Below are 12,311 nucleotides of genomic sequence, written 5' to 3' on the forward strand. Positions count from 1 at the left end.
ACGTAGTCCGCCCTAGCAGCGAAGCGATACTAGCAGGACGTAGTCCGCCCTAGCAGCGAAGCGATACTAGCAGGACGCAGTCCGCCCTAGCAGCGAAGCGATACTAGCAGGACGCAGTCCGCCCTAGCAGCGAAGCGACACTAGCAGGACGCAGTCCGCCCTAGCAGCGAAGCGATACATAGCAGGACGCAGTCCGCCCTAGCAGCGAAGCGATACTAGCAGGACGCAGTCCGCCCTAGCAGCGAAGCGACCCTAGCAAGACGCAGTCCACCCTGCTGTTTATTAGGCATATTCTTGCATAAAATCGTCAAGATTATCGTTGATGATTTCTATTTCATCGCTGCTAAATTGCGCGATATGAAACAAGGCTTCGCCTTCATTCGTAACTGGAATATTACTGTTGCCCACAATAATGCCGTCTGTTGGCGCCAGCAGTTGCGATGGCGATCCTCCAAATGGATTAACGATAGTGGCTAGTACCTGGCCTTTAGCCACACGTTCACCTAACTTCAGTTTGATATTCACCAATCCATCAGATTCACTGCGCACCCAATAACTGCGGCTTGCATTGACACTGGTGATTTTGGTTTTGGTTTTAATTTTACCTTTGGTCATGTTTAAATATCGGATCACATTGATAACACCATTGAGACCAGACTTAATCGACATATCACTGAAACGTAGCGCTTCACCCGCCTCATATAAAATACAAGGAATGTTCAAGCTATTAGCATAAGCACGCATTGAGCCTTCACGCGCTTTTGAGGACATAATGACTGGCGCCCCAAAAGCATTTGCCATATCGAGCATCACTTCATCGTCTGTGTCACAGCGGATCTGTGGCAAATTCTCTCGATAGATAGCACCAGTATGCAAATCAATAATATGGGTCGCTCTTTCAACCAAAGAATGAGCAAACAAATACGCTAAACGACTCGCCAACGCACCTTTAGCAGAGCCCGGAAAACAGCGATTTAAATCGCGGCGATCCGGTAGATAACGAGATTGTTGAATAAAACCAAATACGTTAACTATGGGCACAATTAACAAGGTTCCGGTTAAGGTTTTAGCATTAACACGACCGAGCAAACGTCGACATATTTCAATACCATTTAACTCATCACCATGGATCGCTGCGCAAACCAATAAAACAGGTCCCGCTTTAGTGCCGTGAATAACTTCAACGTGCAGATCCATCGGGGTATCGTTATACAGTTTTGCTGCGGGCAATTTGACACTTTTTTGAGTGCCTGCCGGTACGCTAACATCACCAATAACAAATGGTTCGTGCTTTCTTGGCATTAACCAGCTCCTTTCGTTTTCGGGCTAGTCGATTTAACGTTTTTCTCAATAAACTGAATTATTTTTTCCGCAACATCAATCCCGGTGGCTTTCTCAATACCTTCAAGACCCGGTGATGAGTTAACTTCCATCACTAATGGACCATGTTTAGAACGTAAAATGTCGACACCCGCTACATTGAGTCCCATTGTTTTAGCCGCACGCAATGCCGTTGAACGTTCTTCAGGGGTTAATTTGACAATGCTAGCAGAACCACCACGGTGTAAATTAGACCTAAACTCACCCGCTAATGCTTGGCGTTTCATCGCGGCAATCACTTTGTCACCAATCACGAAACAACGAATATCTGCGCCACCCGCTTCGGCAATATATTCTTGCACCATGATGTTGGCTTTTAAGCCCATGAATGCTTCAATAACCGATTCGGCCGCTTTACGGGTTTCAGCCAAAACAACCCCAATGCCTTGAGTACCTTCAAGTAGCTTGATCACACAAGGGGCACCACCGACCATATCCAATAAATCAGGAATGTCGGCAGGTTTGCTGGCAAAGCCTGTCACGGGTAAACCAATGTTCTTACGTGACAATAGTTGTAATGAGCGTAATTTATCCCGTGAACGAGTAATGGCAACTGACTCGTTTAGTGGATGCGTTCCCATCATCTCAAACTGGCGCAATACCGCTGTGCCATAAAAGGTGACCGATGCGCCGATGCGCGGAATAACCACATCAAATTTTGGCAACTCTTCACCACGGACATGAATACTGGGTGCGTTCATGTTGATATTCATATAACACTTTAATGGGTCAACAATGTTTATGACATGACCACGAGCTTCTGCAGCTTCTTTTAACCGACGGGTTGAGTATAAATTTTTGTTTCTGGACATAATAGCAATATGCATTTGTTATTCTCCTGCTAGAAATGACTCTGCTGAATTAACCAAAAAACGCCCTTGTAATGCTCGGCGTCCCAATAACATTCTAAATTTCATGTGATCTCTATTGGTTAAGGTCAGTTCGATATCAAAAAGTTGTTCTCCGATAATGATCGGTGTTTTTATCACGTAGCGTTTTGTTACATGACCACCGGAGTCACTGACATCTCGGCGATCAAATACATTAAATTCACAGATAATTTCACGATCTGAATCTTGATCTGGATGAAGCCAGACTCGAACCCATTTTTGGTTGTTTTTTTGAAACGGTTTTATTTTGAACGCATGTAAACAAGATGTTTTTGCGCCAGTATCCACTTTGATTTTGACTCTTTCGTTGCCAATATCAGGAAAAGTACCCCATTCACGCCAACCCACAATACCGAGGGAATGTTCAGTCATGGTCTATCCTTGCTTGTAGAGGAATATTCATTCCGAATGTATAATCTTTCAATAGAATCGATACGTAGCGCGTCTACAACCTGCCTGTTTATTGCACGTTTTAATTTTTAACACCACGCTAATCCGCTAAGTTATCTGCAAAATAACCCTACTTTAGCCAATTTTAACACCAAGGCTTTATTTATACCAAACTAACATTAACCAAATAACCAAAAAAAATCCTTATGTCAGTAAGTTACAGTAATATCTTGCCTACTTCCAAACCACTAAAAAAACACATTAACTCTAACTTGAAACATGATAAATGCCATTAAAAAATAAATTTGTTCGAATAACACTCACAATATTAATGAGTTAAAAATGCAATGGCTATTTAACTCTACATAAACATTGATTAACATGTAGGCAAATTATCACATCATTATCAGCATCGCTATTGTTAAAAGGTTATGCCATGTTTACTCAACTCAGTTTCAACTTTTTAAACCAACTCAGCACTAATAACGATAGAGAATGGTTTAAAACCAATCAACAGCAATATGAAGATCAAGTCAGAACCCCTGCATTACAATTTATTGAAGCTATGCAAGGACCCATTTTGACCATATCGCCACAATTTACCGCAGTAGCCAAAAAAGTCGGCGGCAGTTTAATGCGTCCGCAACGCGATAGTCGTTTTAGTAAAAATAAAACCCCTTATAAAACCAATGTAGGCATTCAGTTTAGACACTTTCAGGCAAAAGATGTCCATGCCCCTGGTTTTTATGTTCATATCGCCAATGATGAATGCTTTATTGCCGCTGGAATTTGGCATCCAGAATCAAAAGTACTCAATGCTATTCGTCATTGTATTGATGAAAACCCCAACGGCTATCAAAAAGCATTAGCACAATTATCTCGAGCCGGATTTGAATTATTAGGCGACAGTTTAATACGCCCGCCGCGAGGATTTGCTAAAGACCACGCCATGATCGAAGAGCTAAAACGCAAAGATTTTATTGCCATTAAATCGGTAAGTGTAGAACAAGTTTGTCGGAGTGATTTTGTCGATTATTGTACGCAACAATATCAGCATACAATGGCATTGATGGCCTATTTATGTTTTGCATTAGATCTCGACTTTTGATCCCAAAAAAACATTACGACGCTATCATGATGGTGTCGTCACTAGGGCGTGTTGATCTTGGAAAATGAATGTTAACCACCAAAGATCACCGGCTCCGATTAACACGCCTAATTAACACGGCTAATGAACAACGCTTATCAATACGACACTCATGGCATCACCTCACTAAAGTCGGGTTGCGTGATAAATAGTGGCTCACATTTTAGCTGTTTTATTTCATCATTAGAGTTTTAAGTCATCATTTAGATGAGCCGTGTTAAACTAGCAAAAAATAATTTAGTACAGCAAGTTGTTATTTGCTGTCCGGTAACATCAGGTCAATTCATGAGCCATAATATTCCCGCCATGTCTAACGCAACAACATCAGGCGAGACACATGCGCAAGAAATCGCGGCGACAACATCAGCCCAAAAACGTGCCCTAAGCTACTCAACAACCATTGAGAAACTTTTTAATCAGGTCATGAGTACCAAGATGCCTGCAGATAGAATTATCGGCCAATATTTTCGTGATCATAAAAAGCATGGTTCCAAAGATAGACGCGTGATCCGTGAAACTTTATTTGGTCTCTTTCGGTGGTGGGGCTGGTTAAGCCAATTAGATTCAAGTCAAAAGTACACTACTTGGTTTCAGCAACTAAGTACTTGTGCGATGTTAGAACAGCATGAGTGGAATGACATAACTCAAGCTTGGAATGACTTTGCTGATTGGCCTCAAGCCCGCGCCGACCAGACTCTGCTGGAAAATAATGCATCATTAAATGGTAAATTAACTGCCTTTATTGCATTAAGTGGCATCGAAACCTGTCAAATAAGCCAATTATTACCACAATGGTTTTGGCAATATTGTCCTATAGATGCGACTGAACAATATGCGGTTGTAAACGCCATGAGCAGCCGACCGCCAATCTGGGCTCGAGCGCAAAAATTCTCAACAGAAAAGGTGATTGAGTCTCTTCGCCAAACGGGTGTTGAAGCAAAAGCGAGCGGTTACTTTTCTGATGCCATAAGTTTGGGCCACAAAAGTATTAACCTAAATGAAATGGATGCTTATAAGCAAGGTTATATTGAGATTCAGGATTTAGCCTCCCAAGTCATTGGCCAAATTTGTCAGCCAAACAACCATGAACTGTGGTGGGATGCTTGCAGTGGTGCTGGCGGTAAAACCCTGCAGTTATATTCATTAATGTCGCAGCAAAGCTCAGCCTTTACGGGCAGTATTACCGCATCAGATATTCGCCATAAACCGTTGGAAGAGTTGCGTAAACGTGCCAAACGAGCAGGCTTTGAACATATTAATGTCGCACCTTGGAAGGGTGACATATTACCGGTCGACGCCAATGCTTTTGACGGTGTGTTAGTCGATGCCCCATGTAGCTGCACGGGGACTTGGCGTCGAAATCCAGATATGCGATGGCTTGATGATGTTAGCGCTATCACAGACAAACCAATACTACAGTTAGCGATTTTACGTCGCAGCGCTGCGGCAGTAAAAACAGGTGGCAAGTTGGTTTATGCAACGTGCTCCTTATCACCGAGCGAAAATGAACAAATTGTAAAAAACTTCCTATCTGCAACATCAGAATTTGAACTTGAACCAGTCACACATCCTTTTACTGGACAGCTATGTGATATGTTAACCATTTGGCCTCAGCAAGCTGACAGTGATGGTATGTTTGTCGCCAAGATGCGTCGAACGTAATACGCTTAGCCACTAAAAAGAATGATCCACTAAAAAGCCATCATATCGATGGCTTTTATATTATTGCGGCACAGACGAACACTGTTGGGCTATTTTCTGTGTAGACGAAGTATTAATTCAGCTTCTGCTTTAGGTAATTCGCACTCTTGCATTAACTCTTCAATTCCCGCACCTAGTCCGACCATTTTGACAGCTCGTGAATATAATTTGGTTTGAGGATCTTGTTGGCTCGCTTCTTCGATCATATCAAACTGCTTAGCGAGTTTTTGTTCTAACTCGACCACACGCCTACCCACACCAATAGTGCCACTGCGTAACTCATGTAATTCCCTTTTAACCGCTTCACGCTGACGATCACTTTCTTTAACTAATACGGTAAGTGCGGCGACTTTAGTTTTTAATTTACTCGACTGCTTAAATAAATAAAGAAGTAGACCAAGACATGCAATCACGTACACTAAAGCTGCAATTAGAAATTCATCACCCATTAATATACCTATGCTGCTGTTACTCAAAAGCAAAGAGCCAACAGTGACTCGGTTAGCTTTCTTAATAAGACCGCGACTAGATTTGTGTTAACTCTACCCACTCTTCATCAGACAATAACTTATCCAAATCAACTAAAATCAATAGCTCATTCTCGCGATTACTCACGCCTTGAATAAATTTAGCACTTTCTTCGGTGCCCACATTAGGTGCATTATCAATGTCTGAACGACGTAAATAAACCACTTCTGCAACGCTATCAACCAAAATACCAATGACTTGTTTTTCAGCCTCAATAATCACAATACGAGTTGAGTCGTCGATTTCAGAAGACTGCAAACCAAAACGTGAACGAGTATCAATAACCGTTACCACGTTACCGCGTAGGTTGATAATCCCCAATACATAATAAGGTGCGCCTGGTACAGGAGCAATTTCGGTATAGCGTAATACTTCTTGAACTTGCATTACGTTAATACCGTAGGTTTCATTATCTAGCTTAAATGTTACCCATTGTAATACTGCATCGTCTTTACTTGCAGCAACCGCTGCTACACTTCTAGAATCGCTCATTGTTAACCTCGGTCAATCGAATCCTGACAACCTAAACCTGCATCAAGCATTTTAATTAATGCTTGAACATGTAAAATGCCACACATTTGTTGTTTTACTACCCCAGCAAGCCACGGACGCTTACCCGGTTTTTCACGCCAATTGACGTGTGATTTATCTATTTTAACAGCGTTAACTAGCGACTCGCACGTTAACCCCCATTGACTATCTTCAAGCATCACAAGAAATTGATAATCGACTGTTTGTGCTAATTCTTGCGAATATTTGTCAGGCATAACCCAAGCACACGTATCAACCACATTTATGTTGCTGTCACGATGGGTTTGCACCCCCATAAACCAAGATGGCCGACCAATAAGATGATTTATCTTATCAATTTTAATAATCCCACCTAAGCTAACAAGTGGAACCGCCAGCGTTAATCCTGCTATCTTAAAGAATAACACTTGAAATTCATCATCAAGTACTTCTTGTAAATCATGGGTAATACTAGCCGGTTGATCCCCGACCTGAGTTTGTGGCCCTGTATGATCTTGCGCCGCAGAATGCTCTACCCACTGATCTTGCTTAATGATAACGTCTTTTATATCAGCATGTGAACTTTCGTTATTGTTTATATCGACTAACGACTTGATTTCTTTATTCGTTAGTTGTGTTTCTGTATTATTCACAACCGTTTTAGGCTCAATATGAGTAATGGCCTGACGAACACGCTCAGTACTGGCTTTAATCTGTTGCGATAAATCGGTTTCTGCTCTAGGTTTAGATACTGCAGATAATAATTTTTCAAGCGCGAGCTTATCGACACTGATAGTCGGCTCTGCATATTGCCGTTGGTTAGCAATAACAGATGAAGCCTTAGACAATATTTGTTGTGAATAATGAGCAGATATAGGTGCGGCTGGTGTGACTGTCCCTGTCGGATTTTCCTCGGTAATATTTGACACGTTATGGCCAATGTCATTAACGGGATCCACAGCAATACGTGGTTTTACCTCAAGGCTTTGTGCAGGAACCGATTTAGGCTGTTCCTGTAATAAAAGACTGAAATAATCAAAAACAGTTTCATCAACCGATTTTGACATGGGTAAACTCCTGAGAAAATAAAAAATCCAGCAGGCGATTATATGCTTTTACACCTCGGCTACTGGCTGAATAATGCGAACCGGGTAAATGAGCCAAGCTTGCGTCTCTAAATTTAGTATCAACCGGTATCACGTCATTAGGCCAAAGTGTTGGACCATATTTATCCTGCAAAAATTGTAATGCTATAGGAGAAGCTTTAGTGCGCTTGTCATACATAGTCGGTAATACGGTAAAGCTATAACGGGTTTTCTTAGAGCGTCCCATAATTTCCATGGTTTTCACCATACGCTCGAGTCCTTTTATAGCCAAAAACTCAGTCTGGACAGGAATAATAATGTGATGACTCGCGGCTAATGCATTCACCATTAACACCCCTAACACTGGCGGACAATCGATAATAGCCACATCATATGTATCTTTAAGCAATGCCAATAAGTTGCGCAGCACTAACCCCATGCCTTCTTGATGGCCTAATGACCTATCGAGTGTTGCTAACGCCATATTAGCCGGAATAATATCGAGGCCCTGTATTTGAGTAGGAATCACATTTTGTAAAATAAACTCTTTAGTCAGTTTCTGATGATTCAAAAAAACATCATAAAGCGAACAAGGCACTTCGTCTGAATCAATACCTAAGTAATAGCCCAATGAAGCGTGAGGATCAGTGTCAATCATCAGCACTCGTTGGCCACGCTTAACCAGTGCTCCGGCTAAACTGGCTACAGTGGTGGTTTTACCTACGCCACCTTTTTGGTTAGCTACCGTCCATATTTTCAAAAAAGCCTCTCAGGTCATTATAATGATGCTGTTATGGAATACTGACTAGTGTTTGTCTTGTTTATCATCGCGGGTTGTTACACGGATCCCACCGTTAGGTAAACGGATAACCTTAACCCCTTGATCATTTTCTGACATAACGACCTCTTGATCCTTCCATTTAGCAGGAGTATCAATATCGTACTTAACCTTATCAACTTCAATCAGCTGACCACCATCTAAAGCACCCGGACCAAACAGCGCACTTTGCGCGTGTTCCTTGCCAGCCGACGCTATAATTGCTTGAGTTTGTTCAGGATGCATAGTTAGCCAATCAGCAATATTCGCTGCTTGATCTTCTGGTACCATCAACAACACTTGAGATGCGGTTAAACGGGCGACATCTTGTTGTAATGAAGCCACTTTTTGATGGGCATCAACATATAAACCTGCTAATACGAAGATCATTATGAAGGATAAAAACAACCCTAGCATTTGCTTAGTCTTTAACGAGTACTCAGGCTTAGCCACGACTAGACTCTTTTAAAATGGCTTCAGCCATATTGTCTAATGAAATAGAGTGAGTCGCGATACCGGTTGAGAACACAGCTTGAGGCATACCGTATACCACACAACTTGCTTCATCTTGTGCCCAAATAGTGGCACCCATAGACTTTAACATTCTGGCCCCTTCTCTACCGTCAGCCCCCATACCCGTTAACACAACAGCCAAAACATCACCGCCAAAAGCTTTAGATGCTGAAGCAAAAGTAATATCAACGGACGGTTTATAATTCATTTCATGGGTTCCAGAGACGATTTTCAACCTGCCAGTAGAACCATTTCGCTCAATCATCAGTTGCATGCCTCCGGGTGCTAAATAAGCACAGCCAGGACGCATAACATCGCCATTTGCGGCTTCTTTCACATCAATTTTGCACAAGGTATTTAAGCGTGCCGCAAAGGCTGGGGTAAACGCCGCAGGCATGTGCTGGATCAACACAATAGGATGAGGATAATTGGCTGGAAATGCCGTTAACACCTTCTGTAATGCGACCGGCCCACCGGTTGATGTCCCAATCAATAATGCTCTATATTGCTTACCGCTGGCTCGAATAGACGATACTGAAGACGTTGTTGGATTGGCGGTTTGGCGATCAGCGGGTGCACTCGGTGCACTCGATAGACTGGAACGGGCTGCAACTGGTGCGGCATGTGGGGGCAAACGACTACTTAATGGTCGATGAGAGGTATGGGTATCTGCGGCAGTCGTCGTTGCTCTACGAGGTTGCGGTAATGATGTAGTCGATAACGAGCTAGAACGATACATCCTGCGTCGACCTAATGCTTTAATTCGTTGTTGTAACAACAGTATCGCATCGTCTTTATTTGTCGCAATATCCTCAAAGCGTTTTGGCAGAAAATCCAATGCACCAGCGTCTAACGCATCCAGTGTCGCTTTAGCGCCATCATGAGTTAACGATGAAAACATCAAAATAGGGGTAGGATTATTCGCCATGATTTCACGAACAGCCGTTATCCCATCCATCACAGGCATCTCAATGTCCATCGTAATGACTTGAGGCTTTAATTTTGCAGCCATCTCAACAGCTTCTTTACCATTAACAGCAACGGCAACAACTTCGAGATCAGGATCTTGATTGACAATCTCACTGACTCGACGTCGAAAAAAGCTAGAATCATCTACAACTAGTACTTTTATGGCCATTTAATTCCTTAAATAATGGAACTTTTATTATTACTTTTTACTTTTAGCGTAGTGTTTTAGCAGCCCTGGCACATCTAAAATAAGTGCAATGCCACCATCGGATGTAATTGTCGCACCCGCCATTCCAGGCGTGCCTTGTAACATACTGCCAAGTGGCTTAATAACAACTTCTTCTTGTCCAATCAATGCATCAACAACGAAGCCAATCTGCATAGTACCAAGCTGAACAATCACAACATGACCATGCTTCTTATCACCATGTTTAAAGGTTGATTTTTTGCTGTGTAACCATTTTTCTAGATAAAATAATGGCACGGCCTTATTACGGAAAATAACCGTCAATTGACCATCAACAATATTGGTTTTTGTTATATCTAAATTAAAGATTTCATTCACACTCGTTAACGGCAGTGCAAAGACTTGATTGGACACTTCAATCATCAATGTCGGCATAATCGCCAAGGTTAATGGCACTTTAATTTCAAGTATGGTGCCCTTACCTTTCATCGAATCAATATAAACCGTACCGTTAAGTTGGTTGATGCGGGTTTTCACCACATCCATACCCACTCCACGGCCTGAAATATCTGAAACTTCAACTTTGGTTGAAAAGCCTGGAGCAAAAATCAGGTTATAAGCTTCGTTATCGGTCATTCTCGCGGCGGCATCTTCATCTAACACACCACGACTTATCGCAATCTGTTTTAGCTTCTCAGGGTCCATCCCCGCGCCATCATCCTCAATTTTAAGCAGGATGTGGTCACCTTCTTGGCTAGCCGATAAGGTAATCGTGCCCGTTCGAGATTTACCACTTGCTTCACGAGTAATCGGCATTTCGATACCGTGATCGACTGAGTTTCGCACCAAGTGGACCAAAGGATCGGCTAACGCCTCAACTAAATTTTTATCAAGATCGGTATCTTCACCAATCATGACTAAATTAATTTCTTTATTTAAGGTGCGGGCCATATCTCGAACAACACGAGGGAATCGGCCAAACACTTTCTTGATAGGCTGCATGCGGGTTTTCATCACTGCGCCTTGCAAATCAGCAGTGACTAAATCAAGGTTAGCAAGAGCCTTAGACATTTCCTCATCTTCACGATTAATGCCTAAGCTAACCAGTCGGTTACGAACTAAGACCAACTCACCAACCATATTCATGATGTCGTCTAACCGAGCGGTATCAACACGAACGGTTGTCTCACCTTGCGGAACAGAAGGCGCCTTAGGAGCAACTGCCGGGGCAGATGATGCTACGGGCTTAACAACTGGTGTTGCCGTCGGTTTTACCACTGGGGGAGCGACCACTTTATTGGACTCTACAGCGGTAGTTGATTGTGGTTTAACTACCGGCGCAGTACCTTTACCGTGTAATTCATCTAAAAGACGTTCAAATTCATCGTCAGTGAATTCATCAGAATCAACAAGAGGTTCAGCAACAGGCGGGGTAGCTGGTTTAGCTGAAACTACCGCTTCTGATTTAGCTTTAAACGATCCTGAGCCATGTAATTCATCTAACAATGCTTCAAATTCATCATCAGTAATGTCGTCACTACTATTGGTTACCGCAGACGTTGAATCGATATTGGCTTTTTTACTATCAGAAGCTTTAGATGAAGCAGGACTTTTGCCTGTACCATGTAAAGCATCAAGTAAAGCTTCAAATTCAGACTCATCAATTTCATCAATACTGCCTGAGCCGGATGTTTGCGCTGAGGGCATACTCATTTCTTCGATGGATTCAGGCTGGTTAAACTCAACAATATTTTCAATGGGTTCTGGCTCTCCTGCCGTCATTTCTGAAGGTAATGGTGCACCTGAACTTAATAATTTGAGTTTAGCGAGTAACGCAGGATCAGCGGAGTCTTGCTGCTGTCCCTGCTGAGTTTGAGCAAACATGGTATTAATCGCATCAACCGCTTGCAAAATAATATCCATTAACTCTGAATTTACGCCGCGTTTGCGGGTGCGTAAAAGGTCGAAGGTATTTTCAGCTTCATGACAAACATCAACCATTGGACCCAGACTTAAAAAACCAGCCCCACCTTTAACGGTGTGAAATCCACGGAAAATAGCATTAAGTAAATCACTGTCATCAGGATTATTTTCAAGAGTAACGAGCTGCTCCTGTAGAAGCTCTAAAATCTCACCAGCTTCAATTAAAAAGTCCTGGAGTATCTCTTCATCAACATCAAAAGACATTAAATTG

At 42.4% G+C, this 12,311-nt stretch carries 12 protein-coding genes; 2 read left to right on the forward strand and 10 right to left on the reverse strand.

The genetic code is table 11. From position 1 onward, the window contains the following. Window positions 1-282 precede the first annotated feature (282 nt). The 3 genes from AAEZ00_RS03840 to AAEZ00_RS03850 are packed head-to-tail and all read right to left on the reverse strand — an operon-like array spanning window position 283 to window position 2,642. On the reverse strand, window positions 283-1,302 hold the full coding sequence (locus AAEZ00_RS03840) for a succinylglutamate desuccinylase/aspartoacylase family protein (protein ID WP_351079017.1): 1,020 nt from the start codon (window positions 1,300-1,302) through the stop codon (window positions 283-285). Next, the gene (rimK, locus tag AAEZ00_RS03845; RefSeq protein ID WP_101032310.1) at window positions 1,302-2,207 is read right to left on the reverse strand and encodes a 30S ribosomal protein S6--L-glutamate ligase; all 906 of its coding nucleotides are present in this window, start codon (window positions 2,205-2,207) and stop codon (window positions 1,302-1,304) included. Before rimK ends, AAEZ00_RS03840 begins: the two co-directional genes overlap by 1 nt. Before the next feature lie 3 nt (window positions 2,208-2,210). Further along, entirely contained in the window at window positions 2,211-2,642 is a 432-nt protein-coding gene (locus tag AAEZ00_RS03850; RefSeq protein WP_351079021.1) for an ATP-dependent zinc protease family protein, read from the reverse strand. Window positions 2,643-3,096: 454 nt separating this feature from the next. On the opposite strand from AAEZ00_RS03850, the gene AAEZ00_RS03855 reads away from it, so the two are divergent. Both AAEZ00_RS03855 and AAEZ00_RS03860 read left to right on the forward strand, forming a co-directional pair. Then, window positions 3,097-3,768 (forward strand): DUF2461 domain-containing protein, encoded by a 672-nt coding sequence (locus AAEZ00_RS03855; RefSeq protein WP_502959315.1) that lies wholly within the window; start codon window positions 3,097-3,099, stop codon window positions 3,766-3,768. A gap of 324 nt (window positions 3,769-4,092) precedes the next feature. Further along, a complete protein-coding gene (locus AAEZ00_RS03860; protein ID WP_351088354.1) occupies window positions 4,093-5,469 on the forward strand; it encodes an RsmB/NOP family class I SAM-dependent RNA methyltransferase in 1,377 nt (458 codons plus the stop codon). A gap of 89 nt (window positions 5,470-5,558) precedes the next feature. On the opposite strand, the gene AAEZ00_RS03865 is transcribed toward AAEZ00_RS03860, so the two are convergent. The 7 genes from AAEZ00_RS03865 to AAEZ00_RS03895 all read right to left on the reverse strand — a co-directional run bounded on the left by AAEZ00_RS03865 (window position 5,559) and on the right by AAEZ00_RS03895 (window position 12,304). Beyond that, on the reverse strand, window positions 5,559-5,957 hold the full coding sequence (locus AAEZ00_RS03865; protein WP_351079026.1) for a DUF2802 domain-containing protein: 399 nt from the start codon (window positions 5,955-5,957) through the stop codon (window positions 5,559-5,561). 76 nt (window positions 5,958-6,033) lie between these two features. Beyond that, a complete protein-coding gene (locus AAEZ00_RS03870; protein WP_351079029.1) occupies window positions 6,034-6,528 on the reverse strand; it encodes a chemotaxis protein CheW in 495 nt (164 codons plus the stop codon). Between the two features lie 2 nt (window positions 6,529-6,530). After that, window positions 6,531-7,613: a chemotaxis protein CheW gene (locus tag AAEZ00_RS03875; protein ID WP_351088355.1), complete on the reverse strand. Its 1,083-nt coding sequence runs from the start codon at window positions 7,611-7,613 to the stop codon at window positions 6,531-6,533. Beyond that, window positions 7,597-8,391 (reverse strand): ParA family protein, encoded by a 795-nt coding sequence (locus tag AAEZ00_RS03880; protein WP_351088356.1) that lies wholly within the window; start codon window positions 8,389-8,391, stop codon window positions 7,597-7,599. Before AAEZ00_RS03880 ends, AAEZ00_RS03875 begins: the two co-directional genes overlap by 17 nt. Window positions 8,392-8,436: 45 nt before the next feature. Continuing rightward, a complete protein-coding gene (locus tag AAEZ00_RS03885) occupies window positions 8,437-8,901 on the reverse strand; it encodes a membrane anchored protein in chemotaxis locus (protein ID WP_351079035.1) in 465 nt (154 codons plus the stop codon). Then, window positions 8,894-10,099: a protein-glutamate methylesterase/protein-glutamine glutaminase gene (locus AAEZ00_RS03890; protein WP_101032318.1), complete on the reverse strand. Its 1,206-nt coding sequence runs from the start codon at window positions 10,097-10,099 to the stop codon at window positions 8,894-8,896. The genes AAEZ00_RS03885 and AAEZ00_RS03890 overlap by 8 nt, the downstream gene beginning before the upstream one ends. Window positions 10,100-10,129: 30 nt before the next feature. Then, entirely contained in the window at window positions 10,130-12,304 is a 2,175-nt protein-coding gene (locus tag AAEZ00_RS03895) for a chemotaxis protein CheA (RefSeq protein ID WP_351079039.1), read from the reverse strand. Window positions 12,305-12,311 lie beyond the last annotated feature (7 nt).

Origin of the sequence: Shewanella sp. S1-49-MNA-CIBAN-0167 (assembly GCF_040310145.1) — a bacterium.
Taxonomy (GTDB): domain Bacteria; phylum Pseudomonadota; class Gammaproteobacteria; order Enterobacterales; family Shewanellaceae; genus Shewanella; species Shewanella psychromarinicola.